This is a genomic window from Pseudomonas sp. URIL14HWK12:I12 (assembly GCF_003097135.1).
Lineage (GTDB): Bacteria > Pseudomonadota > Gammaproteobacteria > Pseudomonadales > Pseudomonadaceae > Aquipseudomonas.
Window position 1 is genome coordinate 65,781 of the sequence record NZ_QEQL01000002.1, and the last position, 23,899, is coordinate 89,679.

23 protein-coding genes and 1 pseudogene are annotated in these 23,899 nt (G+C 63.9%); 12 read left to right on the plus strand and 12 right to left on the minus strand.

Going from position 1 to position 23,899, the window contains the following annotated elements; genetic code table 11:
• Positions 1–20: 20 nt before the first annotated feature.
• Positions 21–974 (minus strand): 2-hydroxyacid dehydrogenase, encoded by a 954-nt coding sequence (locus F474_RS07260; protein WP_097088613.1) that lies wholly within the window; start codon positions 972–974, stop codon positions 21–23.
• Positions 975–1,083: 109 nt separating this feature from the next.
• Between F474_RS07260 and F474_RS07265 the strand changes: the two genes are divergently transcribed.
• From F474_RS07265 to pstB, 6 genes are all read left to right on the plus strand, one after another.
• Positions 1,084–1,707: a LysE family transporter gene (locus F474_RS07265; protein WP_097088615.1), complete on the plus strand. Its 624-nt coding sequence runs from the start codon at positions 1,084–1,086 to the stop codon at positions 1,705–1,707.
• A 65-nt stretch (positions 1,708–1,772) separates the two neighbouring features.
• On the plus strand, positions 1,773–3,542 hold the full coding sequence (locus tag F474_RS07270; RefSeq protein WP_097088617.1) for a DUF1302 domain-containing protein: 1,770 nt from the start codon (positions 1,773–1,775) through the stop codon (positions 3,540–3,542).
• A 220-nt stretch (positions 3,543–3,762) separates the two neighbouring features.
• Positions 3,763–4,776, plus strand: a complete 1,014-nt coding sequence (gene pstS / locus F474_RS07275; RefSeq protein WP_097088619.1) for a phosphate ABC transporter substrate-binding protein PstS — start codon at positions 3,763–3,765, stop codon at positions 4,774–4,776.
• A 72-nt stretch (positions 4,777–4,848) separates the two neighbouring features.
• Positions 4,849–5,847 carry a phosphate ABC transporter permease subunit PstC gene (pstC, locus tag F474_RS07280; protein ID WP_097088621.1) on the plus strand — a complete coding sequence of 333 codons (999 nt, stop codon included), beginning with the start codon at positions 4,849–4,851 and terminating at the stop codon, positions 5,845–5,847.
• Positions 5,844–6,716, plus strand: coding sequence for a phosphate ABC transporter permease PstA (gene pstA / locus F474_RS07285; RefSeq protein ID WP_097088623.1), 873 nt, complete (start codon positions 5,844–5,846; stop codon positions 6,714–6,716). The genes pstC and pstA overlap by 4 nt, the downstream gene beginning before the upstream one ends.
• On the plus strand, positions 6,716–7,489 hold the full coding sequence (gene pstB, locus F474_RS07290) for a phosphate ABC transporter ATP-binding protein PstB (RefSeq protein ID WP_097088626.1): 774 nt from the start codon (positions 6,716–6,718) through the stop codon (positions 7,487–7,489). Before pstA ends, pstB begins: the two co-directional genes overlap by 1 nt.
• A 30-nt stretch (positions 7,490–7,519) precedes the next feature.
• On the opposite strand, the gene F474_RS07295 is transcribed toward pstB, so the two are convergent.
• The 8 genes and pseudogenes from F474_RS07295 to dapA form a co-directional block, all read right to left on the minus strand.
• Entirely contained in the window at positions 7,520–8,284 is a 765-nt protein-coding gene (locus tag F474_RS07295) for a DeoR/GlpR family DNA-binding transcription regulator (RefSeq protein WP_097088627.1), read from the minus strand.
• 42 nt (positions 8,285–8,326) lie between these two features.
• On the minus strand, positions 8,327–9,013 hold the full coding sequence (locus F474_RS07300; RefSeq protein ID WP_097088629.1) for an SDR family NAD(P)-dependent oxidoreductase: 687 nt from the start codon (positions 9,011–9,013) through the stop codon (positions 8,327–8,329).
• An 11-nt stretch (positions 9,014–9,024) separates the two neighbouring features.
• A complete protein-coding gene (locus F474_RS07305) occupies positions 9,025–10,149 on the minus strand; it encodes an exo-alpha-sialidase (RefSeq protein WP_097088631.1) in 1,125 nt (374 codons plus the stop codon).
• On the minus strand, positions 10,139–11,557 hold the full coding sequence (locus F474_RS07310) for a sodium:solute symporter family protein (protein ID WP_097088633.1): 1,419 nt from the start codon (positions 11,555–11,557) through the stop codon (positions 10,139–10,141). The genes F474_RS07305 and F474_RS07310 overlap by 11 nt, the downstream gene beginning before the upstream one ends.
• A 45-nt stretch (positions 11,558–11,602) precedes the next feature.
• On the minus strand, positions 11,603–12,604 hold the full coding sequence (pdxA, locus tag F474_RS22795; RefSeq protein WP_218191677.1) for a 4-hydroxythreonine-4-phosphate dehydrogenase PdxA: 1,002 nt from the start codon (positions 12,602–12,604) through the stop codon (positions 11,603–11,605).
• 69 nt (positions 12,605–12,673) lie between these two features.
• Positions 12,674–13,807: pseudogene (locus F474_RS22800) on the minus strand (four-carbon acid sugar kinase family protein); the annotation flags it as partial.
• Positions 13,804–14,967: an iron-containing alcohol dehydrogenase gene (locus F474_RS07320; RefSeq protein ID WP_097088637.1), complete on the minus strand. Its 1,164-nt coding sequence runs from the start codon at positions 14,965–14,967 to the stop codon at positions 13,804–13,806. The gene F474_RS07320 and the pseudogene F474_RS22800, both read right to left, overlap by 4 nt.
• 12 nt (positions 14,968–14,979) lie before the next feature.
• Positions 14,980–15,855, minus strand: a complete 876-nt coding sequence (dapA, locus tag F474_RS07325) for a 4-hydroxy-tetrahydrodipicolinate synthase (RefSeq protein WP_097088639.1) — start codon at positions 15,853–15,855, stop codon at positions 14,980–14,982.
• A 277-nt stretch (positions 15,856–16,132) separates the two neighbouring features.
• Between dapA and F474_RS07330 the strand changes: the two genes are divergently transcribed.
• The 3 genes from F474_RS07330 (at position 16,133) to F474_RS07340 (ending at position 18,715) form a co-directional block, all read left to right on the plus strand.
• Positions 16,133–16,702, plus strand: a complete 570-nt coding sequence (locus F474_RS07330; protein ID WP_125483370.1) for a hypothetical protein — start codon at positions 16,133–16,135, stop codon at positions 16,700–16,702.
• A gap of 128 nt (positions 16,703–16,830) precedes the next feature.
• A complete protein-coding gene (locus tag F474_RS07335) occupies positions 16,831–17,802 on the plus strand; it encodes a threo-3-hydroxy-L-aspartate ammonia-lyase (protein WP_097088643.1) in 972 nt (323 codons plus the stop codon).
• 148 nt (positions 17,803–17,950) lie between these two features.
• Entirely contained in the window at positions 17,951–18,715 is a 765-nt protein-coding gene (locus F474_RS07340; RefSeq protein WP_097088645.1) for an OmpA family protein, read from the plus strand.
• A 99-nt stretch (positions 18,716–18,814) separates the two neighbouring features.
• On the opposite strand, the gene pta is transcribed toward F474_RS07340, so the two are convergent.
• Both pta and F474_RS07350 read right to left on the minus strand, forming a co-directional pair.
• Positions 18,815–20,905: a phosphate acetyltransferase gene (pta, locus tag F474_RS07345; RefSeq protein WP_097088647.1), complete on the minus strand. Its 2,091-nt coding sequence runs from the start codon at positions 20,903–20,905 to the stop codon at positions 18,815–18,817.
• Between the two features lie 60 nt (positions 20,906–20,965).
• On the minus strand, positions 20,966–21,235 hold the full coding sequence (locus F474_RS07350; RefSeq protein WP_256582779.1) for a DUF3565 domain-containing protein: 270 nt from the start codon (positions 21,233–21,235) through the stop codon (positions 20,966–20,968).
• Positions 21,236–21,259: 24 nt separating this feature from the next.
• On the opposite strand from F474_RS07350, the gene F474_RS07355 reads away from it, so the two are divergent.
• Together F474_RS07355 and F474_RS07360 are read left to right on the plus strand one after the other, a co-directional pair.
• Complete coding sequence (locus F474_RS07355) at positions 21,260–21,745, plus strand: peptidylprolyl isomerase (RefSeq protein ID WP_097088651.1); 486 nt, start codon at positions 21,260–21,262, stop codon at positions 21,743–21,745.
• Between the two features lie 83 nt (positions 21,746–21,828).
• Positions 21,829–22,302, plus strand: coding sequence for a glutathione peroxidase (locus F474_RS07360; protein ID WP_097088652.1), 474 nt, complete (start codon positions 21,829–21,831; stop codon positions 22,300–22,302).
• Positions 22,303–22,308: 6 nt separating this feature from the next.
• On the opposite strand, the gene cysZ is transcribed toward F474_RS07360, so the two are convergent.
• A complete protein-coding gene (gene cysZ / locus F474_RS07365) occupies positions 22,309–23,043 on the minus strand; it encodes a sulfate transporter CysZ (protein WP_097089029.1) in 735 nt (244 codons plus the stop codon).
• 208 nt (positions 23,044–23,251) lie between these two features.
• Between cysZ and F474_RS07370 the strand changes: the two genes are divergently transcribed.
• Positions 23,252–23,851, plus strand: a complete 600-nt coding sequence (locus tag F474_RS07370; RefSeq protein WP_097088654.1) for a peroxiredoxin — start codon at positions 23,252–23,254, stop codon at positions 23,849–23,851.
• The last annotated feature ends 48 nt before the right edge of the window (positions 23,852–23,899 follow it).

The following is a 23,899-nucleotide window of genomic DNA, read 5'->3' on the forward strand; positions in this document are numbered from 1 at the left end:
GCGGCGCAGTGTAGCAGAGGTCAGCTCACCACTCGCAGCGGCGTCCCGGCGGCGAAGCCACGAGCGTTCTCGGCGAGCTGGCCGACGATTCGCTGGCGAGCTTCACGGCTGCCCCAGGCGCTGTGCGGCGTCACGATCAGGCGCGGCAAGTCAGCTGCCAGCAACGGGTTGCCCTGGATCGGCGGCTCAGTGGTCAGCACATCGGTGGCAGCACCGCCCAGATGACCACTGCGCAAGGCATCGGCCAAGGCTTGTTCGTTCACCAGGCCGCCGCGCCCGGCGTTGATCACAAAACTGCCCGGCTTGAGCAGGGCCAGCTCGCGTGCGCCGATCAGATCCCGGGTGTGCTCGGTCAGCGGGCAGTGCAGGGTAACGGCGTCGACGCGGGGCAGCAGTTCATCCAGCGGCAGGCGACCTTCGCGAGCCGGGCGGCCAGGCAACTGGCCGACCAGCACGGCCATGCCGAAAGCCTCGGCCAGGCGCGCCACGGCGCTGCCCAGCTCACCGTGCCCCAATACGCCGAGTGTCTTGCCTTCCAGTTCAACGATCGGGAAGTCCAGCAGGCAGAATTGCCGGGCCTGCTGCCACTTGCCCTCAGCGACCGCCCGCTGGTACTGCGGTAGGCTGGTGGCCAGCGCCAACAGCAACATCAACGTGTGCTGAGCGACCGCAGGGGTGCCGTAGCCCTGGCAGTTGCACACGATCACGCCCTGGGCGCGCGCCGCGGCCAGGTCCACATTGTTGGTGCCGGTAGCGCCCACCAGCACCAGCTTCAGCTGCGGGTTGGCAGCCAGCACCTGTGCGGTGATCGGCACCTTGTTGGTGATCGCTACTTGCGCCCCGGCCAGGCGCTCGATGGCCTGGTCTGGCTCGCTGCGCTCGTACAACGTCAGCTCATCGAAGGCGTGGCGCAAGGGGGCCATGTCCAGGTCGCCCAGGTCCAGTGAGCTGTAGTCGAGAAATACGGCGTGCATGCAAAGCCCTCGTGGCAAAGGTTGAAAACTCATCCGCGCCAGGCGCGATCTGGGTTAACTTACCCGCTTGAATAATCCAGCTGTTACAAAATTTAAAGGCAGGCACGCCATGTATTGGTCCGAGTTTCTTACCGTCGCGTTGATTCATCTGCTGGCCGTGGCCAGCCCTGGCCCCGATTTCGCTGTTGTGGTGCGCGAAAGCGTGGCCCATGGCCGCACCGCCGGGCGCTGGACGGCGCTGGGAGTGGGCTCGGCGATCTTCCTGCACGTGGGCTATTCGATGCTGGGCATCGGCCTGATCGTGTCGCAGTCGATCATGCTGTTCAACGTGCTCAAATGGCTGGCGGCTGCGTACTTGCTCTACATCGGCATCAAGGCGCTGCGCGCCAAACCGGCGGCGCAAGGCGCGATGCAAACCGCGCCGGCTGAGCCGCGCTCTGCGCGCCAGGCCTATGTTGCTGGGTTCATGACCAACGGCCTCAATCCCAAGGCTACGTTGTTTTTTCTGTCGCTGTTCACCGTGGTGATCAACCCGCATACGCCTGTGGTAGTGCAGGCTGGCTATGGGGTGTACCTGGCCTTGGCGACTGCGCTGTGGTTCTGCCTGGTCGCGCAGTTGTTCAGCCAGGCGCGTGTCCGGGCTGGCTTCGCGCGCATGGGCCACTGGTTCGACCGCACCATGGGTGCAGTGTTGGTGGCGCTGGGTATCAAGATCGCTCTGACCAGCCGGTAAAAGTGTTGGGGCGCGGTGGCTGAAGCAAGTGGGTCGGCGCCGCACGTTTGGGTTTTTCTGTCTGGATGCTGCCGTTGAGTGCTTTTCGTGTGATCTGGGGCGGTGCCCTGGCGCTGGCCACCGTGCCTGCCTGGGGCGTGCCGTTCAATATCGGTGCTGTGGAAGGGCAGTTCGATTCGAAGCTGTCGTTGTCTTCGGCCTGGGGCACGGCCAGCCCGTCGCAGCGGCTGATCGGCGCGGCCAATGGCGGTACTGGCTACAGCGCGATCGGCGACGACGGGCGCAAGAACTTCCGCCAGGGCGAAGCATTTACCCGCCTGCTCAGCGGTGAGCATGCCTTGGAGCTGCGCTATGGCAACAGCGGCGCTTACCTCAAAGGCCGCTATTGGTACGACTTCGAGCTCAAGGATGACAGCCGACGCTTCAAGGCCATCGACGATGGCGGCCGCGCTCAGAGCAGCAAGGCCAGCGGAGGTGAGTTGCTCGATGCCTATGTTTGGCATAACTACCAGTTAGGCGATGAACCGGGCACGCTGAGGCTCGGCCGGCAGGTGCTGGGCTGGGGCCAGGCTGAGTTCATCGGTGGGGGCATCGGCGCGATCAACCCTCATGAAGCTGCTACCTGGTCGCGCCCCGGCAGCACTTGGCGCAGCAACTTGCGGCCTGCCAGCCTCCTGTACCTGAACCAGAACCTGACCGACCGCCTGGCCATCGACGGTTTCTACCAACTCAAGTGGACCGCTGACAGCCAGGCCAATTGCGGCACCTTCATGGCCACCAGCGATGTCTTGGCGCAGGGCTGCGATCGTAACCTGGCCCTGGGCCCTACCCAGGCCGCCCTGGCCGCCCAGTTGAATAGCCTTGGCAGCGCCCAGCGCCAGGCTGCGTTGCAGGCGGCCAGCGCGCAGGGCGCTCGCTTTGCAAGCCCGGACGAAGGGGTGCTCATCAGCCGTGGCAAAGACCGTGATGCTCGCGACGGCGGCCAGTTCGGCCTGGCAGTGCACTACCAGCTCGACCAATGGAACACCGACCTGGGCGCTTATGCCATGAATTACCACAGCCGCGCGCCGATCTTCGCGGGTACGGGGGCAAGTGCATCGAACCTGGCCGGTGCGCTGGCCTCGGCGGGGGTGCCGGCCAGTGCTGAAGTGCTCGATGCGTTGCAGCCCAGCGTTGCGGCAGGTCGCTCAGGGTATTACCTGCGCTACCCGCAGAACATTCACCTGCTGGGCCTGAGCTTTTCATCGACCTTGCCTGCGGGCACCCGCTGGAAGGGCGAAGTAAGCTACCGGCCCAATGCGCCGGTGCAACAGAACTGGCTCCAAGTGCTGGACCAGGCGGCCAGCGGTATCGATACAGCGGGCTACCGGCGCAAGGCTGTCACACAAGTGCAGACCAGCCTTGCCCACACCTTCGACGGCGGGCTCGGCGCTGACAGCTTCGAGCTGGCTGGGGAGGTGGGCGCGGTGCACGTCGCCGGCCTGGGTGATGGCCTGGACTACGGCCGCGACCCCGTCTACGGCAGGGCCCCTGGTGCTGGCTTTACCACGGCCAATGCCTGGGGCTACCGCGCCCGGGCAGTTTGGACCTTCAACGATGTGCTGCCGCGGCTGGCGGTCAAGCCCAGCCTGGGTTGGTCGCACGATGTGAGCGGCTATTCGCCGCAGCCTGAGGGGACTTTCGAGCAGGGGCGCAAGGCTGTGAGCGTTGGCCTGGGCACTGACTACCAGCGCACCTGGTCGGCCGACCTCACCTACACGGCCTTTTTCGGCGGCCGCTACAGCACACTCGCCGACCGTGATTTTCTTTCGCTCAGCACCAGCGTCAGGTTCTGATTTCTGCGACTGGCCGTGTGAACTATGGCGCAATGCCATGCCTTTTCGAGGGGTAGGGAACTTTTCCTGCTCCTCTGCAGGCCGCGGCCTACGAGGCTTGGCGCTGCGCTGTAACAAATTTCCCCACCTTCTGTCATGAAAGAGTCACATTCCCGGCTTTAAATCGGCACGGCTTACTCCTGTGGAATGACTCCACACAAATCCTTGACTGAGGTGTGCCGTGAGACTGTTGACCAAGACCCGCCTTTCGATTCTGCTGGCTTCGCTGTGCCTGTCGGGCGTTGCCCATGCCACCGACGTGAACGGCGCAGGTTCCAGCTTCGTTTACCCTGTGCTGTCGAAATGGGCACAGAAGTACCAGGAGTCCTCGGGTAACCGCATCAACTACCAATCGATCGGTTCGGGCGGCGGTATCGCTCAGATCAAGGCCGCCACCGTTGACTTCGGCGCATCCGACGCCCCGCTCAAGGGTGAAGACCTGCAGGCCGCTGGCCTGGGCCAATTCCCCAGCGTCATCGGCGGTATCGTACCGATCGTCAACGTCGAAGGCGTCGAGCCGGGCAAACTGAAACTCGATGCCCAAACCCTCGGCGCTATCTTCCAGGGCACCATCACCACCTGGGACGATGCCAAGATCAAGGCCCTGAACCCTGACGTGAAACTGCCCGGCGAGAAGATCACCGTGGTTCACCGCTCCGACGGCTCGGGCACCTCGTTCAACTTCACCAGCTACCTCGACAAGGCCGCCCCAGACGCCTGGAAAGCCGGCGCCGGCTCCACCGTTCAGTGGCCGGTAGGTGTGGGTGGCAAGGGTAACGAAGGGGTTGCTGCCTACGTGAAGCAGATCAAGGGCTCGATCGGCTACGTCGAATACGCCTACGCCAAGTCCAACAAGCTGTCGCACACTCAGCTCAAGAGTGCCGGCGGCAAGTTCCTTGAGCCTAGCGCTGCTGCCTTCGCTGCGGCCGGTGCCACTGCCGACTGGAAAAGCGCGAAGGACTTCAACCTGCTGCTGGTGAACGCGCCGGGCGCCGATGCATGGCCGATCGCTGCGACCACCTGGATCATCATGTACAAGCAGCCGAAAAAAGCCGAAGAAAGCAAAGCCGCTCTGGACTTCTTCAAGTGGTCGCTGGAGAAGGGCCAGCCTCAGGCTGCCGAGCTGGACTACGTCGCGCTGCCGGACTCGCTGGTCAAGCAGATCGAAGCCTACTGGGCCGCCGAGTTCAAGTAAGCGAACCGAGTGCAACCCTCGCCCCTCAAGCGCTGATCGGCGCTTGAGGGGATTTCGTGCGAGTGGACCAAGATGACCGATAACTCCCAAGTGCTGTCCACTGTGATTGCAGACAAACAGAACGAAAGCGAAGCGCGCGCCGCCCGCGATCACCGTCACGATGTGTGGTTTCGCCGCACGGTGCGTGGCGCTGCGATGGTCGTGCTGGGCCTGCTTGCGTGCATTGCCGGCTCCACCCTGTGGGGCGGCGCCCAGGCCTTCCATACCTTTGGCCTCGATTTTTTCACCAGCACCGACTGGGATGCCGTCGGTGAACGTTTCGGCGCCGTGGTGCCGGTGTACGGCACGCTGGTGACCGCCTTCCTGGCGCTGGTGATTGCCGTGCCGGTTAGCTTCGGCATTGCGATCTTTTTGACCGAAGTGGCCCCGCCGTGGCTGCGCATGCCGATCGCCTCGGCCATCGAGCTGTTGGCCGGCATTCCTTCAATCATTTATGGCATGTGGGGGCTGTTCGTGTTCGCCCCGTTCATGGCCAATCACATCAGCCCCTGGATCAACGATTATCTGGGTGCCATCCCTGGCGTCGGCGTACTGTTCCAGGGCCCGCCCTTGGGCATCGGCGTACTCACCGCGAGCATCGTGCTGGCGATCATGATCATCCCCTTCATCACCTCGGTCATGAACGAGGTGTTTCGCACCGTGCCGACCCAGCTCAAGGAGTCGGCCTATGCCTTGGGCGGAACCACCTGGGAGGTGGTGTGGGACATCGTGCTGCCCTACACCCGCTCGGCCGTGGTCGGCGGCGTGTTCCTGGGCCTGGGCCGCGCCCTGGGTGAAACCATGGCGGTGACTTTCGTGCTGGGCAACGCCCACCAGCTCTCGGCTTCGCTGCTGATGCCGGGCAGCTCAATCGCCTCGGTGATCGCCAACGAGTTCACCGAAGCCTATTCAGACATGCACCGCAGCTCGCTGATCGCGCTCGGCTTCCTGCTGTTCGTGGTGACCTTCATCGTGCTGGCCATCGCCCGCCTGATGCTGATGCGCCTGTCGCGCAACGAGGGGGTTAAATGAGTTCGCCCAACGAAAACCTGTACCGCAAGCGCGCGCTCAAGAACGGGCTGGCCATGGCCTTCGCCTGCGCTGCAACCGCTTTTGGCTTGCTGTGGCTGGTGTGGATTCTGTTCACCACCATCACCAATGGCCTCTCTGCCCTGGGGCCTGCGCTGTTTACCCAGATGACACCGCCCCCCGGCTCGCAGGGCGGCCTGGCCAATGCCTTCTATGGCAGCCTGCTGATGTCGGCGGTGGCCTTGATCATCGGTACCCCCATCGGCTTGATGGCCGGGGTGTGGCTGGCCGAATTCGCCCGGTACACACGCATGGGCACCATCGTGCGCTTCATCAACGACATTCTGCTGTCGGCACCGTCTATCGTGCTGGGGCTGTTCATCTACACCGCGTTCATCCTGCCGGTCAGCGCCTTGACCAATCATCAGGTCGGTTTCTCTGCCCTGGCTGGTGGCCTGACCTTGGCGTTGCTGGTGATTCCAGTGGTCGTGCGGACCACCGACGAGATGCTCCAGCTGCAGCCGGGCACCATGCGTGAAGCAGCACTGGCCCTGGGCGTGCCGCAATGGAAGATGACCCTGCAGATCATCCTGCGCGCCGCCCGGGCTGGTGTCATTACCGGCATCCTGCTGGCACTGGCACGCATCACCGGTGAAACCGCGCCGCTGCTGTTCACCGCCTTCGGCAACCAGTTCTGGAGCAGCGACCTGCTCAAGCCGATCGCCAGTGTGCCGGTGGTGGTGTTCCAGTACGCCATGAGCCCCTTCGAGGATTGGCATGCCCTGGCCTGGGCCGGCGCGCTGGTGCTGACCCTCTTCGTGTTGGCCCTGAGCCTGTTCTCCCGTTTGATTCTTCGTGAAAGGTCCCACTGATGACTACCGCCGCGCCCGTGCGTACCAAGATCCAGGTCCGCAACCTCGAGTTCTTCTACAACGGTCACCGCTCGCTCAACTCCATCAATATGGACATTCCGGAGAAGCAGGTCACTGCCATCATCGGCCCGTCAGGCTGCGGAAAGTCGACCTTGCTGCGCGTGTTCAACCGTATCTACTCGATGTACCCCAAGCAGGAGGCCAAGGGGGAAGTGTTGCTCAACGGCGAGAACATCCTGGCGTCGAATTACTCGATGAACCGCCTGCGCAGCCACGTGGGCATGGTGTTCCAGAAGCCGGTGCCGTTCCCGATGTCGATCTACGACAACATTGCCTATGCAGTGCGCCACCACGAAAAGCTCGGCAAGCGAGAAATGGAAGAGCGGGTCGAGCAGGCCCTGCGCGGCGCTGCGCTATGGGATGAGGTCAAGGACAAACTCAACAAGAGCGGCTCGGGCCTTTCCGGTGGCCAGCAGCAACGGCTGTGCATCGCCCGCACCATCGCCCTGCGCCCACAAGTGCTGCTGCTCGATGAGCCGACCTCGGCGCTCGACCCAATTTCCACTGGCCGCATCGAGCAGTTGATCACCGAGCTAAAGGAGCAATTCACCGTGGTGATCGTGACCCACAACATGCAACAGGCCGCGCGCTGCTCGGACTCCACTGCATTCATGTTCATGGGCGACCTGATCGAGCACGGCGACACCGACACCATCTTCACCAAGCCGAGCAAGAGCCAGACCGAGGACTACATCACCGGGCGTTTTGGCTGACGCAAGCGGGTTGCCAGCAGGCTGAAGCGTTCACACCCTCTGCACCTCGACCAACCCGGTACTCATGAAGGGCGCCACCAGCGCCTCGTCCTCGGCGCTGGTGATCAGCCGCCAATGGCCGCTCACCGGCGTCCAGTGCTGCTGGTTGTCGCGCCCCAGCTTGCTGGCGTCGGCCAGCACGAATACCTCGGCCGCCTGCTGCAGCATCTTGTCCTTCAGGTAGGCCTGTTCCGCGCTGGCCTCGCATAGCCCGCGGCCAGCCACCACGCCGTCGGCGCTGACGAACACCTTGTCGGCGCTCAGCCGCTCCAGCATGGCCAGGGCCGCAGGGCCGAAAGTGCACAGGCTCTCACTGCGCAGGTCGCCGCCCAGCAAGGTCACGCGGCCTTCGGGAAGTTCCTGCAAGGCGGGCAGCGCCAGCAGGTTGTTGGTGATCACATGCAGCCCGCGGCGCTCGCTCAGCAGCCGCGCCAGCGCGGCAGTGCTGGTGCCGCCATCGAGCAGCAGCGTGTCATGGTCGTGGATGTGCGCCAGCGCCGCGCGGGCCATGCGGGCCTTTTCGGTGGAATGCTGGCCGCTGCGTTCCTGCAACGACTGCTCTGGCTCGCGTGCCCCGATGTGCGCGGCCCCGCCATAGGTGCGCATCACCAGGCCCTGTTCGGCCAGTGCCGTCAGGTCGCGGCGCACCGTTGCCTCCGAGACACCCAGCAAGGCGCAGAGGGTCTCGACATTAGCGTTGCCTGGGTTGGCGTGGACGAACTCAAGCAGGGTATGGCGGCGGTTGGCGACTTTCATGAAGCGTCCGTTCGGCGGTGGCAATCTGGGCGCTACTCTACCTTACAAGGAGGCGCCGCCACACATGATGAGGGTTTGCCCAGTGATCGCCGCGGCCGACGGGCCGGCAATGAAGGCGGCGTAGGCTGCGACTTCCTCGGGGGTAACGAAACGCCCCAGCGGGGGCACACGGGGCGGTGTGCCCTGGCGGCCCGGGTCGCGCAGCATGGGCGTGTCGGTGGCGCCTGGGGCGATGATGTTGGCGGTGATGCCACGGGGTGCCAGCTCCATTGCCCAGCTGCGCACCAGCCCTATCAACGCCGCTTTGGTCGCCGCGTACTGGCTGCGCCCTGCGGCGCCCTGCCAGGTACGGCTGCCGATCACGATCACTCGCCCGCCGCCCGCCAGGCGGCCGGCGAGGCGGTCGACCAACTGTGTGGCGGCCTCGACATGCAGGCGCCACATGGCAGCGCCCGCGCTCAGGTCCAGCTCACCCAAGTGCGCGGTGCGCATGATGCCTGCGGCATGAACCAGTGCCTGCAGAGGGCCGACCTCACCGAGCGCCGCGTCGGTCGCCTCGCGGTCACTCAAGTCGACGGCGCGCCAGGTGAACGCCGGGTGCTCCAGCGGCGGGCACTGGCGCGACAGCCCCAGCACTGCCCAGCCTTCTGCCAGCAGTCGCTCGGCGATCGCCAGCCCGATGCCGGAACTGGCGCCGGTCACCAACGCGGTTCGGGGTTGTTCGCTCATCGTTGCCTCCTTCAACGCAATGCCGCCAGTGGCAGGTGCACGTGCACGTGCTTGATCTTCTGCCGAAAGTAGGTGAAGGCCACATGAAGGCTGCCGTCACGGGCCTGGATCACGCTGGGGTAGGAGAATTCGCGGTTGAGTTTTTCCTGGGAATTGTTGGTCAGGCAGAAGCCGTCGCCCTGTTCGAGGTCCAGCCGCCCCGGCCAAGTGCGGCCTTCGTCATGCGAGAGCATCAGGCTCATGGGCGCACGGGGGATGCCCCACACTGCGGCACGGCCGTCTGCATTGGCGCCGGGCACTACGCGCTCGTCGCCTTCGTCTTCGATCTCGTCGTACAGCGAAGCACGGCGGGTGCTGATGCCTTCGGCATTGATCGGGTTGCACGCCAGCGCCAGCTCGCCGCTGGCCAGGCGCACGAACTGGATGGACGAGTTGTTGTTGGGCAGCTCGGTAGGCTCTGGTGCCGACCAGGTGCGGCCACCGTCGTGAGACCTGGACGCGTGAACATGGTCGGCCCAGCGGCTGCGAAACAGCCCCAGCAGGCTACCGTCGGCCAATTGCTGCACGTTCATGTGCACGCAGCCGGTGCTGGCCGGCACGTCATGGCGCGTCCAGCTGCGGCCGGCATCGGCGGAAATCATGACCGCACTGACGTCGTGGCTGCCCACCCATTTCTCGCCGGGCAGGGCGATGCAGTACCACACTGGCAGCACCCAGTCGCCGTTGGCCAGGATTGCCGGCGGCTGGCGTACGAAAATGCCCGGCTCGTCGAACAGCGTTTCGACCGGGCCCCAGCTCAGGCCGCCGTCCTCGCTCAGGCGGCGGCGGATAATGGCGGTTTCCTGATTGCCTGATACCTGCGCGGTCCAGATCAGCCACAACGGCCCATCCGGGGCCTGGAAGAGGATCGGGTTCTGCTCGGAACGGGTGTCGTCCTGGCTGAGCTTGACCGGCTCGCTCCAGGCTTGCCCCGGCGCCTTGCGCGAGAGCAGTACGAAGATGTCGGCCATGCCTTCCTGAGTGCCTGCGAACCAGGTACACAACAGCGTGCCGTCGGCCAGCTCGTGCAGGTTGGCGGCGTGGTTCTGGGCGTAGGGCGTCGGCAGGTAGGCGTCCTCACGGTGTTCAGTTGGCATTGGAAACCTCCGGTTTGGCAGCCTGGCCCTTGTTGCGGCCCGCGCCGGGCAGGCAGCGTTCGATGAGGATCACCACGGCTGGGGTGGCCAGGGCAATGTACATGTTGTCGATACCATAGGGGTTGTTCATCAGGTACCAGGCGCTGGTTGTCACGGTGGCCGCCGCCAGGCCCAGGGTCGCGCCACGGGTGGTGGCGAAGAACGGAAGGTAGATCGCAACCAGCGCGACCACAGTGATCGACAGGCGCAGGGCGCGGGTGAAGAACGACAGGTTGAGAATTTCCGGCACGAAGAACACGAAGATCAGCGGCAAGAACCCGATCACCAGGCCGATGCGCTTGGTCATGCGGAATTCGGTTTCGGCATTGGGCTTGAACATCGGCACGTAGAAGTCGCGCACCACCAGCGAGGCGATGGCCAGCGCCACGGTGCTGACGCCCACGAAGATCGAGGCCACCAGCGAGATGGTCACCACACCTGCCATCCACGGGCTCATGGCCTGTAGAAATACCGGCATTGCGTAGAGGCTGTTCATGTCTGGGTACAGGTATTTGGCGGTGACCCCGATCAGGCCCAGTGCCAGCGAAATCGGCAGGCACAACAGCGCGGCCCAGTAGGTCGAGGCCCGCGCGGCCTTGGCGTTACGGGTGGAGGAAATGGCCTGGATGATGAACTGGGTGGAGAAGATCGCCCCCGCCGTGCCGATGATCCACGCAGCGACCTTGGAGCCACCGATGGCACCGTCCCAGGTGAAGTAATGCGCCGGCAGGCCCTGGTGAATCTTGTCGAAGCCGCCGGCCAGGGAGATTGCAGTGCCCAGCACGATCAGCACGCCCACGTATTTCACGGCCGTGTGCAGGATGCTGACGTAGGCAACGCTCTTGAGGCCGCCGAACACGTAGTAGAGCGTGCTGATGATCGCCGTGATGAACGCTGCCACCGGCAGATTGATCTTCAGCACCGTGCTGATGGCGGCCGCGCCGCTGATGTAGTTGCCGACGTTCACCAGCAGCAGGGCGTAGATCATGATCACCGACACCATGAGTTTGGTAGAGCGCCCGTACTTTTTCTCGATGAAGCCGGAGATGGTGTATTCGCCCGAGCTATAGAGCTTTCGCGCCATCAACAAGCCAAACAGCGGAAAGCCGATTGCCGCCGAGATGACCGCCCAGGAGGCTGCCATGCCGCTTTCGAACGCTGCCTGGGCCGTGCCTACCGTGGATTTGGCGCCGATGTACTCGCTCATCATCAGAATGCCCACTACGTAGGCCGGCATGCTGCGTGATGCCACCATGTACTGCTCGCTGGTGCGGCTGCGCAGGCGCAAGCTCAGCCAGGTGGTGAAGAGGATGTACAGCACCACCATGGCGATGATGATCATCGTGTCTTTCGAATCGAAGGTTGCCATTGTTATCGCTCCAGAATTGTTGTTGTGTGGGGCGGATGAACCAACTCAAGCAGGGGGGCGGGCGGCCAGTTCCACCGCCTGCCGCAGCGCTTCGATCAGGCTGCGTTCGTCGGCGACACCCTTGCCTGCGATGTCGAACGCGGTGCCGTGGTCGACCGAGGTGCGGATCACCGGCAGGCCGATGGTCACGTTGACCCCGGCCTCCAGGCCCATCACCTTGACCGGGCCGTGGCCTTGGTCGTGATACATGGCCACCACCGCATCGAAATCGCCGCGGCCTGCGCGGAAGAACAGCGTGTCGGCCGGCAGCGGGCCCTCGACGCGCCAGCCGCGGGCGCGCAGCTCGTCGATGGCGGGCTGGATCTTGGTCTGCTCCTCGCCATAGCCGAACAGGCCGTTTTCGCCAGCGTGGGGGTTGATGCCACACACCGCGATCAGCGGGTCGGCGATGCCAGCCCGCACCAGCGTCTGGTGGGCACGCTCCAGGGTGCGACGCACCAGGCCGGGCTCGATGCGGGCAATCGCGTCGATGATGCCGATGTGGGTGGTCACGTGGATCACCCGCAGGGTCGGCGTCATCAGCATCATCGACACTTCTTCGACACCGGTCAGATGCGCCAGCAGCTCGGTGTGGCCGGGGAAGAGGTGCCCACCGGCGTGCAACGCTTCTTTGTTCAGGGGGGCAGTGCAGATCGCCTGAAGCTCGCCCGCTTCGGCCAGCTTCACGGTGTGGGCGATGTATTGGTAGGCAGCGTCACCGGCCAACGCCGAGAGCTTGCCGTAGGGCAAGCCCTCGGGGATCAGGCCCAGGTCGATGCAGTCGATGGTGCCCGGCTCGTAGAGCGCCTCGCGTGGGTGCTGGATCGCATGAACCTGCATCGAGCCACCGACGATGCGGTTGGCGCTTTCCAGCCGCTTGGCATCGCCGATCACCAGCGGTTTGCACATCGCATGCACGCGCTCGTGGGCCAGGGCCTTGACGATGATTTCCGGGCCAACGCCGGTGGCGTCGCCCAAGGTGATGCCGATAACGGGACGTTCAAGCATAGGAGGCTCCTGCCCGGCATTGGCCGGGCACAGGTCGAGTTGCCGCCAGGCGGCACATAGGGCATCCGGGGCACCGAAGGCGCCGGCCTTGGTGATCACGGTCAAGGGGCGGCCTTGGTGCATCGCATGCCCCCGTACCAAGCCCGGCGCGGGCTCTGCGTACAGTTCAAGGTGGCCAATGCCGGCGACGTCGAGTAGCGCGCGGGCGGTTTCGCCACCGGTGGCTATCAGCGTGCCAGCCAGGTACAGGGCCGGCTGCAGGCTGGCAGCCAGTGCCTGGCTGAGGGCAGCAGCTTGATCGCCGAGGCGGCTGCGTTGGCTGACGGTCACCACCACGTCACGGCCGCTGGCCAAGGCCTCGGTGATGGCCCCCAGATGGTCGGCAGTGCCGCTCAGCAAGGCGTGAGGGTCAAGCACAGTCGTTAGCGCGCCGCTGGCCTGCGCCAGGTGCACGGCCTGCCCGTGGGAGTGGGAAGCCATCGAACCGACCACGCTGAGCACAGGGCCCTGTGCGCGGTGCGGAGCCTGCCGGGTGTTGGCCTGCAGCCACGGCCCCAAGGCCTTGGCCAGGCCCGCCGAACCGACCCAGAACAGCTCCTGCCAGTGCGCTGCGCTGGCTGCGGCGATCACGGCGAGGTCTTCATCGGTGCTGGCATCGCAGATCAACGCCTGCACACCATCGGCCAGTGCCTGGCGCAGGTGTTCGCTCGCCTGCGCCAGTGCCGAGCGCTCCAGATGCGCACAGCGCAAGCCCTGTGCACGCAATGCGGCGACCAGGTCAGCGCTACCGGCCAAGCCTTCATTGCGCCAAGTTTCGCTCTGGTGCACCGGTGCGCCATCCAGCCACTGAACTCCCTGGCGAGTCGTACGCCCCAGCGCGGGATAGGCCGGGGCGATCAGCGCCAGCCCTCGCTCGCTCAGCGCCGCTATCTCGGCGGCGTAGTTGCCGCGCAGGGTCGAATCGATCTTTTTGTACAGGCCGTAACTGTCATGGCCTGGTACGGCCAGCACGCGGTGGTGTTCGAGCGCTGCCGCCTCGGGGGGCATGCGCCGGGTATCGAGGTCCAGCGCCACGACATCCGCGCCGGCTGGCAGCGGCTCGTGGGCCTTCAGCGCGACTGCACAGCGGGCACGGCCAGCGAACCCGACTGCGCAATCGGCTGCGCCGGTGAGGTCGTCGGCCAGGATCAGCAGGCGCTTCATGGCAGCAGGCACCGGTAGACCGCCTCGATGTTGGCCAGCGACATCGGTTTGGGGTTGTTGACCATCAGCCGGGTAACCTTCGAAGCGGCCACTGCCAGCCCTGGCACATGCTCGTCTTCCACGCCGAAGGCACGCAGGTCCTGTGGAATGTGCAGGCGCTTGGTCCAGTCGACGATGCAGCCCACCAGCTTGCCGGAAGCCACCAGCTCGCTGTCTTTCTCCGAAGCGATGCCGCACACCTTGGCGGCGCGCTGCAAACGGGCAGCGCAGGCGTCCTGATTGAACAGCATTACGTGGGGCAGCAGCATCGCGTTGGCCACGCCGTGGGTCACGTGAAACTGCCCTCCGAGCGGATAAGCAAGGGCATGCACTGCAGCGGTGCCGGCGGCAGTCAGCGCCAGGCCACCGTACATCGAGCCCAGCAGCATGTCGGCGCGGGCTTGTACCGAGTCGGGCTGCTCGTAGGCCTGCACCAGGCTGCCGGCGATCAGCCGCATCGACTCCAGGGCGAAACCGTCGCTGACCGGGTTGGCTTTGGTTGAAATGAACGACTCCAACGCATGGGTGAACGCATCCATGCCGGTGGCTGCGGTAATCGGCTGCGGCAGGCTGAGCGTCAGGAGCGGGTCGAGCAGCACCAGAGAGGGCAACAAGTGGCGGCTCACCACACCCACCTTCAACGCTTCATCGGGCAGGGTGACGATCGCGTTGGGCGTGACTTCGGAGCCTGTGCCGGAGGTGGTCGGAACCATGACGGTAGGCAGGCCGGGGAGGGCGACCTTGTCGACCCCCAGCATCTCGCGCAGAGGCACATCGTTGGTCAACAGCACGGAGAACAGCTTGGCAGCGTCAAGCACGCTGCCACCTCCGATCGCCAGCAACGCGTCAGGCGCGTACGAGGCGACCTGCTCACGGAACAGCTGCTCGATATTGGCCAGCGTCGGCTCGATTTCGACCTGGTCGATCACCTGAACCGAAATGCCCTCGGCACCGAGCATGTCGCGAACGCGTTCGGTGACGCCCAGGCGATGCATCGAGTTCTGAGTGACCAGCACCAGGCGCTTTATCGGCCGGTCGAGCAGCGCCAGGCGCTGGGGCAGCTCGTCGAGGCAACCGGCACCGTGCACCAGGTGTTTGATGGTCTGGAAGTGATAGGGCATGGCTGCCTCCTGTCAGTTGCGGTAGACCGCCAGTGCCTGGGCCAGGCGTTCAGCCTGGGCCGGCTCCAGCGGCAAGGTCGGCGAACGGCAGGGGCCCACCGGCAGGTTGAGCAGGCTGGTGGCCTCCTTGAGCACGACGGGCAGAGTGCCCATGGCGAAGGCGTCGCGTAGTGGGCGCAGGCGCTCCTGGGCCTGGCGGGCGCCCGCGTGGTCGCCCGCGTTGAAGCGGTTCCAGATGTCCATCACAACCCCAGGCACAGCGTTGGCCGTCGCGGCCACCGCGCCGTCGCCGCCAGCCAGCAGGTTCCAGTAGATGAGGGAGTCAGTGCCGGCGAACACTGCGAAGTCGTCGCTGCGGTACTGCATCATCTGCACCAGCGCGTCGAAATTGCCGGCGCTGTCTTTGATGCCCTTGATCATCGGGTGCTGGCACAGTGCGGCCACCGCCTTGATGCCGATGCTCATACCGGTTTTGGCCGGGATGTTGTACAGCATGATCGGCAGCGCGGAGGCGTCGGCGATGGTCTCGTAGTGCTTGATCAGCTCGCGCTCATTGACGGCATTGAAGTACGGCGTGATGACCGAAAGGCCGTCGACGCCCAGCGCGTGCATCCGCTCATTCATATGCACCACCTCAGCGGTGGCGAAGGCGCCGGTGCCTGCGATGACCGGCACACGGCCGGCAGCGGTTTCCACGGTGATGCGCGCTACGCGCAGTTTTTCTTCCTCGCTCAACGCAAAGAACTCGCCGTTGGTGCCGAGCACGAACAGGCCATGGACGCCATGGCCGATGAGATTTTCGATCAGTGCCCTCAGCGCGGCTTCATCAAGCTGCTGGTCGGCCGTAAGCGGGGTGACGAGGGCGGGAACGATGCCGTGGAATTTCATTGGCGGTGTCCTGATTTGTGATTGTTATGATCAGGATCATGCCATCAATGATCAGAACGATCAATAGATCTGTTTTTTGATCACTGCTTTCATTTTTTGATGTACACATCGACGGCTATTTGATTGTTTTGATCATAATCCAACATTGCTACTGCTCGCTCGCGTGCGCTCTGCTGGAAAGCCCGCAGCGCCCGGGGAGGGGTTCCTTATCGTGGGATTGCTTGCCCTTTCATAAAGTCCGCGGCTCCTTTCAGCAGACGACGTCGGGAAGTATTCGATGAGCTCCAGTTTCAGTGCAGAGCTTCACAGCCCATTGGGCCGCGTAGGTGCCAATAGGGCGCCGTTCGGTAATTCACCTCTTTGGGGGCCCTCTCACTTCGCCTTGGCGCGGGAATATAGCGGTTGGCTGCACCATCTTGCGCGGGGCCAAAGAGCCGCGAACTTTTTGCCGTTGAGGTTTCATTTCACCTTCATAGGGCACGACTTCTTCACCCAAAGGCCTCGTTTTCAGGTTTCGATTAGGGAAGAGGGTGCCTATGCAAATGCTCGTTTGGAGCAAAACGCATCCGGCTGGCTGGGGCTTTATGGCGGAACACTGCCTGGGCGTGTGGCCGAATCACTCAATCCTTTTTCTGCCGGGGCAAACAACATCTGGGCGTTGGAAGTGGTCGAGCCTTCCAGCAAAGCATTTGGCCGATTCTACCTGAGTGATACCGAGGGGCAGCGGGTCGGCAATAGTACCTACCCTCACCCCGTTTTGCCCTTTCCCTTTGGGGAGTGCCTGCGCGCAGGCCATTACAATGGTGAGCCCTTGAAATTCTACTTTCTCAATATGCGTGTCGGCTGATGAATTAACCCAATTCAGTGCCGCAGGCGGCATACGGTCGCGGCGAAAGCCCTACCCATATGCCGGCGGGCTGGCTGATTTTCAGAGTCGGTGCTTGAATGCAGGCAGCCGCTATCAGGAGCCTGTGCATGCCCCCCGCCGATTTGCCGACCTACGCCGATGTGGAAGCCGCCGCCCAACGTATCCAAGGCCATGCCCACCGCACGCCGGTGCTGACCAGCCACACACTCGACCAGGCGCTGGGCGCCGAGGTGTTCTTCAAGTGCGAAAACTTCCAGCGCATGGGAGCGTTCAAGTTCCGCGGCGCCTTCAACACCCTGGCCCAGTTCGATGAGCAGCAGCGGCGGCGTGGGGTGGTGACGTTTTCCTCAGGCAACCATGCCCAGGGCATCGCCTTGGCCGCGCGAACGCTGGGCATTCCGGCAACCATCGTGATGCCCCATGACGCCCCAGCGGCCAAAATCGCGGCCACACGCGGCTACGGGGCCACCGTCGTGGGTTATGACCGCTACAGTGAGGACCGCGCTGCCATCGGCCAGACTCTGGCTGAGCAGCATGGCCTGACGCTGGTGCCGCCGTACGATCACCCTGGGGTGGTGGCTGGGCAAGGTACGGTAGCCAAGGAGTTGATCGAGCATACCGGGCCCCTCGACACCTTGCTGGTGCCGCTTGGAGGGGGTGGGCTGCTCTCGGGCTGCGCGCTTGCAGCGCGCACTCTTTCACCGGCCTGCCAGGTGTTGGGCGTGGAGCCGGAGGCCGCCAACGACGGCCAGCAATCGCTGCGTGCAGGCCGCATCGTGCGAATCGACACCCCTCACACCCTGGCTGACGGCGCGCAGACGCAGTACCTGGGCAACTACACCTTTGCGCTGATCCGTAAGTTGGTCGACGACATCCTCACGGCGCCGGACGCCGGCCTGGTAAGGGCCATGCGGTTCTTTGCCGAGCGCATGAAGATGGTCGTCGAGCCCACCGGCTGCCTAGGGCTTGCCGCCCTATGGGAGCAGCCTGAAGCGTGGCGTGGCAAGCGGATCGGGGTGGTCATTACCGGCGGCAACGTGGACCTGGCACGTTATGCCCAACTGCTTGCGCAAGACTGAAGGGAACGTCTGGGGTCATCGACTGACACAAATAAAGCCGGTTGGCTAAATTTCCTGTCATGGAAACAACCTCCGGTTTGCGGTTCAAATAGCTGCGCGGGGCGCTGCGCCATGGCCCCGACTGCCATCTGCCTTCAGGAGCTTTACGATGTTCAACGCCCGCCAATTGATGCTCGCTACCCTCGCTGCCGCGACCCTCGCCGGCTGCGCCTCTCCCAACCCTTATTCCGAACAAGGCCAGGCGCAGCAGGGTCAAGGTGGGCAGGGCATGAGCCGGACGGCCAAATACGGCGGCCTCGGCGCCCTGGCGGGTGCTGTAGCAGGTGCGGCCATCGACCATAACCACCGTGGCAAGGGCGCGCTGATCGGTGCAGCCGTCGCTGGCGCGGCCTCGGCAGGTTACGGCTACTATGCCGATCGCCAGGAAGCCCAGTTGCGCCAGAGCATGGCCAACACTGGCGTGGAGGTGCAACGCCAGGGTGATCAGATCAAGCTCATCATGCCCGGCAACATCACCTTCGCCACCGATTCTTCTGCCATCGCCCCTGGCTTCTATTCGCCACTGAACAACCTAGCCACCTCTTTCAAGCAGTTCAACGAGAACACGATTGAGATCGTAGGTTTCACTGACAGCACCGGCAGCCGCCAGCACAACATGGACCTTTCCCAACAACGTGCCCAAGCCGTGGCTACCTACCTGACCAGCCAGGGCGTCGATGGCTCGCGGCTGTCGGTACGTGGCATGGGGCCGGACCAGCCGGTAGCGAGCAACGCCGATGTGAACGGCCGGGCGCAGAACCGCCGTGTGGAGGTCAACCTCAAGCCCATCCCAGGTCAGCAGTACCAAGCGCCGGCGCCACAACAGCAGCAACAGCAGTACCAGCAACAGCAGTATCAGCAATACCCGCAGTGATCACCAGGGTTGAGCGCGGCCAGCGTGCTTGCGCAGGTTGAAGGGGGCCGCTGAGGCCCCTTCGTCAGCCTGGCCCGGCTAACCGCGGCAACGCGCAGGTCAAAGCGTGCGGCTGGCCTGGATGGCGGTCAGCGCGATGGTATAGACGATATCGTCGACCTGCGCCCCCCGCGGCAGGTCGTTCACCGGTTTGCGCAGGCCTTGCAGCATCGGCCCCAGGCTTGTGCAATCGGCGCTGCGCTGCACCGCCTTCAATGTTGTATTACCGGTATTGAGCTCCGGGAATACACACACTGTCGCACGACCGGCCACGGTACTGCCGGGGGCAAGTTGCCGGCCCACAGTTTCATTGACTGCGGCGTCATACTGCAGTGGCCCGTCGATCAGCAGATCCCGTTGGGCTTCACGTGCAAGCAGTGTCGCCTCGCGGACCTTCTCGACTTCCTCCCCCGTAGCGCTCTGCCCGCTGGCATGGCTGAGCATGGCCACCCTTGGTGCGATGCCGAACGCGTTGGCCGAGTCCGCGCTCTGCAGGGCAATCTGCGCCAGCTCTTCGGCGCTTGGGTGCGGGTTCATCACGCAGTCGCCATACACCAGCACCTGGTCTGGGAACAGCATGAAATAGACCGACGACACCAGGCTCCAACCCGGTGCTGTCTTGATCAATTGCAACGCTGGCCGAATGGTATTGGCCGTGGAATGGACCAGGCCAGACACCAGCCCGTCGACTTCATCCAGCGCGAGCATCATGGTGGCGATCACCACCGGGTCTTCGAGCTGCTGCTCCGCCATCGGCTCGTTGAGGTTCTTGTTGCGCCGCAGCTCCACCATCGGTGCAACGTAGCGCCCTCGAATGGCTTCAGGGTCGAGGATCTCCAGGCCCGGTGGCAGTTCGATGCCTTGGGCGCTAGCGGTGGCGCGTACGTCGTCAGGCCGGGCCAGTAGCACACAGCGGGCAATCCCACGGGCCTGGCAGGTGGCGGCAGCCTGGATGATCAGCGGTTCGTTACCTTCGGGTAGCACGATGCGTTTGTCAGCCTGCTGCGCTCGTTGCACCAGTTGGTAACGGAACACGGCGGGCGACAGGCGAAGCTCACGCGGCGTGCCGCAGCGCTGCTCGAGCCAGCGAGAGTCGAGGTGGCTGGCGACGAAGTCGGTGATGGTCTCGGCCCGCTCCCGGTCGTCGATAGGGATCTCGCGGTTCAGCTGGTTCAGCCGTGTCGCGGTATCGTAGGAGCCGGTGCTGACCGAAAGGATCGGCAGCCCCGCCTGCAGGGCGCCGCGGCACAGCTCCAGCACGCGTGGGTCGGGCACCGAGTCGCTGGTCAGCAGCAGCCCGGCTAGCGGAACGCCATTGATGGCCGCCAGGCTCACAGCCAGCAGAATATCGTCGCGGTCCCCCGGCGTGACCACCAAGGTGCCCGGCTTGAGCAGGCTGATGGTGTTGGCCACGGTGCGCGCGCACAGGATGATATTGGCCATGCGCCGCTGTTCGTAGTCCCCGGCATTGATGACCCGCGCGCCCAGAAGTTCGGCTACGTCGCGTGTACGAGGGGCGTTGAGCTCCGGTTGGAAGGGAATGCAGCCAAGCAGGCGAAAATCGCCGCCACGCAGCAGCGGCGAATGCTCGCGCAGGCGCGCTGCGAAGCTGGCCAGGCTCTCGTCGGTACGCACCTTGTTGAGAATCACACCCAGCACCTTGGGGTCGCGCGCGCCGCCGAACAGCCTGGCCTGCAACTCCACACGGCCCGAGAGCTCGGCCAGAGCCTCGCTTTCCGGTGCCGACACCAGGATGACATCGGCGTCCAGGCTCTTGGCCAAGTGCTGATTGACCCGCGCCGCGTAGCTGGCCTGGCGGGTGGGTACCATGCCTTCGACGATCAGCACGTCCTTGCCCACGCCCGCTTGCTGCTGCAGCTGGACGATTTCTTCCAGCAGTTCATCGAGCTGGCCGTCGCCGAGCATCCGCTCCACGTGCGCCAGGTTGAGGGGCGGCGGTGGCTTCAGGCCGTGGGTGCGGGCGATCAGTTCGGTTGAGCGTTCAGGGCCCGTGTCGCCGGGGTGCGGCTGCGCCACCGGCTTGAGAAAACCGACTTGCAGGCCGGCGCGCTCCAGTGCGCGCACCAGCCCGAGGCTGATGGAGGTCAGGCCCACGCCGAAATCGGTCGGCGCGATGAAGAAGGTTTGCATGGAGGATCTCTCGGGTATTGCGGAGCAGGGTGTGAGCCTGCCATGGCTCATCTGTTGTTTTCATCGCCCAAGGGTATCGCTAACTGCCCCCTTCGCGCACCAGCCACATGCGAAGGGTTCACCCAGCCTGCGCTCGCGCTCGGTAGCGTCGAGCACCCAGGGGCGTGATTGCCAGGGTGGGTCGTGGCGCACATGCTGAGTGTGCCCGCACGAGAGCTTCACGAACCAATGCCCATGGTCGTCACGGTCGTAACCGACCACGCGTGAGGCGGGCGTGGATTCGCATTCGTGCCGAGGCTTGTTTACACTGCTTGGACGTTTCTCGTTCATACACACATGCAAAGGTGTCATTTCATGCTGATCGCCGCCAACAAGGCTGTCTCTATCGACTATACCCTGACCAACGACGCTGGTGAGGTCATCGACAGCTCCGCCGGCGGTGCGCCGCTTGCGTACCTGCATGGCGCCAGCAACATCATCCCTGGCCTTGAAAAGGCATTGGACGGCAAGCAGGCCGGTGACGAGCTCAACGTTGCCATCGAGCCCGAGGACGCCTACGGTGAGTACAGCGCCGAGCTGGTCAGCACCCTGAGCCGCAGCATGTTCGAAGGTGTCGACGAGCTGGAAGTCGGCATGCAGTTTCATGCGTCGGCCCCCGATGGGCAAATGCAGATCGTCACCATTCGCGACCTGGACGGCGACGACGTCACCGTCGACGGCAACCACCCGTTGGCTGGCCAGCGCCTGAACTTCAAGGTCAAGATCATCAGCGTTCGCGATGCGAGCCAGGAAGAACTGGCCCACGGCCACGTTCATGGCGAAGGTGGTCACCACCACTGATTCACGCTTGATGCATCGAACCGGGCGCCTGCTTCGAAAGAGCGGCGCCCGTTTTGTTTCCACCCTTCCAAGGAGCTATGCCGATGTCTGATTTCCATTCGTTCGAGCTGCGCACACTCGAGGGGGAGCCGTTGCCCCTGAGCACCTTCAAGGGCAAGGTAGTGCTGGTGGTGAATGTCGCCTCGAAGTGTGGGCTGACGCCTCAATACGCCGCCCTCGAAACGCTTTACAAAAGCCATGCCGATCGTGGCTTCAGCGTGCTCGGCCTGCCATGCAACCAATTTGGAGGCCAGGAGCCGGGTAGTGCCGAGGATATCCAGCGCTTCTGCAGCCTCAACTATGGCGTGAGCTTTCCCATGGGCGAGAAGCTGGAGGTCAACGGCGAAGGCCGCCACCCGCTTTACCAATGGCTGGTAGGCGAGGGTGAACCCATCGGCTGGAACTTCGAGAAATTTCTGATCGGCCGTGACGGGCGTATTCTCGCGCGTTTTTCGCCGCGTATCGCACCCGACGCGCCTGAAGTGATTCAGGCGGTCGAAAGGGCCATCGAAGGCTGAGACGCTTCAGCGCTGGCGCTCACGCACCCAGAACAACGTGGCGCCGGCCACTGCGGCCGGCATCATCACCAGGTTCACCAGCGGTATCAGCAACACCAGGTAGGTCACGCCGCCAAAGCTCAGGCATGCCCAGCGCTTACTGCGCAGCCAGGCGAGCATGTCTTGCCAGCTCATTTTATGGTTGTCAGCCGGGTAGTCGATGTACTGGATAGCCATCATCCACACGCCGAACAGCACCCATAATGGCGCTGCGACGATGTTGACTCCCGGGATGAACGACAGTACCAGCAGCCCTAGGGCACGGGGCAGGTAATAGCCGAGCTTGCGCATCTCCCGGCTCATGGTGCGCGGGATCATTTCGATGAGTTCTTTCCAGCTGAACGCCGGAAATTCGTCCTTGCCGGTGATCACCACCTCGACCTTCTCCGCGAGAAAACCATTGAACGGGGCGGCGATGATGTTGGCGACCATGGTGAAGGTGAAGAAGATCACCAGTACCATCAACAGGACGAACAACGGCCACAGCAGCCATTGCAGGGCGCTCAGCCAACCGGGGAAGCTGCTTTTGAGGTGGTCGAGCCACAGGCCGAACTCATGCCCGGCCAGGCCGATCAGTGCGCAGAAAAGCAGCAGGTTGATACCCAGCGGGATCAGCACGAACAAGCGCAGGCCGGGGCGCATCAACAGTTGCAGGCCTTCGCGAAGGTAGCCGGGGCCAGAGAGGGCAGGGTAGGGAGGCATAGGCCGCTCCGAAGTGGCAGAGGCCACGAACATACCCCGCCTCCACCTGGGCGGCCAAGCCTGTTTACAACCAGTTACACCCTTGCGCCATCAGCTTTGCCTATGGCTTTGATTGCCAAGCAGGATTTCCCTAATCGTGCCTGGCCCGTTAAGCTTTGCGCACTTTCCTTTTCCAACCTCAATGAAGCCTCATTATCAGGAGATACCCATGAGCATTCTGGTCAACAAGCAAGCACCCGATTTCGACGCCCCGGCAGTCCTGGGCGACGGTACCCTGGTCGACAGCTTCAAGCTGTCTTCGCTGGCTGGCAAATACGTGGTGCTGTTCTTCTGGCCGCTGGACTTCACTTTCGTCTGCCCATCGGAAATCATCGCCCACAACAACCGCATCGCGCGTTTCCGCGAGCTGGGTGTGGAAGTGGTCGGTGTGTCCATCGATTCGCAGTTCACCCACCATGCCTGGCGCAACACCCCGGTGGAGAAAGGCGGTATCGGCGAAGTCGAATTCACCATGGTCGCTGACGTCAAGCACCAGATTGTCCAGGCTTACGGCATTGAGCACGACGCGGGTGTCGCACTGCGCGCCTCGTTCCTGATCGACCGCCAGGGCGTGGTTCAGCACCAGGTTGTCAACAACCTGCCACTGGGCCGGGACGTCGACGAAATGGTTCGCCTGGTCGAAGCACTGCAGTTCACCGAAGAGCATGGCGAAGTGTGCCCAGCGGGCTGGCGCCCGGGCCAGAAAGGCATGAAGGCCGACGCCCAAGGCGTGGCCGACTACCTGGCCGGCAACGCCAAGTCGCTGTAACCCCCGCGCGGCCAGGCGGCCGCGCCTCGTTTCAGGGTGGCCGGCCAG

Excerpts from the sequence above, each read along its gene's own strand:
- F474_RS07260 (WP_097088613.1), bottom strand. The coding sequence starts at position 974 with ATGCACGCCGTATTTCTCGACTACAGCTCACTGGACCTGGGCGACCTG.
- F474_RS07265 (WP_097088615.1), top strand. The coding sequence starts at position 1,084 with ATGTATTGGTCCGAGTTTCTTACCGTCGCGTTGATTCATCTGCTGGCC.
- F474_RS07270 (WP_097088617.1), top strand. The coding sequence starts at position 1,773 with ATGCTGCCGTTGAGTGCTTTTCGTGTGATCTGGGGCGGTGCCCTGGCG.
- pstC (WP_097088621.1), top strand. The coding sequence starts at position 4,849 with ATGACCGATAACTCCCAAGTGCTGTCCACTGTGATTGCAGACAAACAG.
- pstA (WP_097088623.1), top strand. The coding sequence starts at position 5,844 with ATGAGTTCGCCCAACGAAAACCTGTACCGCAAGCGCGCGCTCAAGAAC.
- pstB (WP_097088626.1), top strand. The coding sequence starts at position 6,716 with ATGACTACCGCCGCGCCCGTGCGTACCAAGATCCAGGTCCGCAACCTC.
- F474_RS07295 (WP_097088627.1), bottom strand. The coding sequence starts at position 8,284 with ATGAAAGTCGCCAACCGCCGCCATACCCTGCTTGAGTTCGTCCACGCC.
- F474_RS07300 (WP_097088629.1), bottom strand. The coding sequence starts at position 9,013 with ATGAGCGAACAACCCCGAACCGCGTTGGTGACCGGCGCCAGTTCCGGC.
- F474_RS07305 (WP_097088631.1), bottom strand. The coding sequence starts at position 10,149 with ATGCCAACTGAACACCGTGAGGACGCCTACCTGCCGACGCCCTACGCC.
- F474_RS07310 (WP_097088633.1), bottom strand. The coding sequence starts at position 11,557 with ATGGCAACCTTCGATTCGAAAGACACGATGATCATCATCGCCATGGTG.
- pdxA (WP_218191677.1), bottom strand. The coding sequence starts at position 12,604 with ATGCTTGAACGTCCCGTTATCGGCATCACCTTGGGCGACGCCACCGGC.
- F474_RS07320 (WP_097088637.1), bottom strand. The coding sequence starts at position 14,967 with ATGCCCTATCACTTCCAGACCATCAAACACCTGGTGCACGGTGCCGGT.
- dapA (WP_097088639.1), bottom strand. The coding sequence starts at position 15,855 with ATGAAATTCCACGGCATCGTTCCCGCCCTCGTCACCCCGCTTACGGCC.
- F474_RS07330 (WP_125483370.1), top strand. The coding sequence starts at position 16,133 with ATGAGCTCCAGTTTCAGTGCAGAGCTTCACAGCCCATTGGGCCGCGTA.
- F474_RS07335 (WP_097088643.1), top strand. The coding sequence starts at position 16,831 with ATGCCCCCCGCCGATTTGCCGACCTACGCCGATGTGGAAGCCGCCGCC.
- F474_RS07340 (WP_097088645.1), top strand. The coding sequence starts at position 17,951 with ATGTTCAACGCCCGCCAATTGATGCTCGCTACCCTCGCTGCCGCGACC.
- pta (WP_097088647.1), bottom strand. The coding sequence starts at position 20,905 with ATGCAAACCTTCTTCATCGCGCCGACCGATTTCGGCGTGGGCCTGACC.
- F474_RS07350 (WP_256582779.1), bottom strand. The coding sequence starts at position 21,235 with ATGAACGAGAAACGTCCAAGCAGTGTAAACAAGCCTCGGCACGAATGC.
- F474_RS07355 (WP_097088651.1), top strand. The coding sequence starts at position 21,260 with ATGCTGATCGCCGCCAACAAGGCTGTCTCTATCGACTATACCCTGACC.
- F474_RS07360 (WP_097088652.1), top strand. The coding sequence starts at position 21,829 with ATGTCTGATTTCCATTCGTTCGAGCTGCGCACACTCGAGGGGGAGCCG.
- cysZ (WP_097089029.1), bottom strand. The coding sequence starts at position 23,043 with ATGCCTCCCTACCCTGCCCTCTCTGGCCCCGGCTACCTTCGCGAAGGC.
- F474_RS07370 (WP_097088654.1), top strand. The coding sequence starts at position 23,252 with ATGAGCATTCTGGTCAACAAGCAAGCACCCGATTTCGACGCCCCGGCA.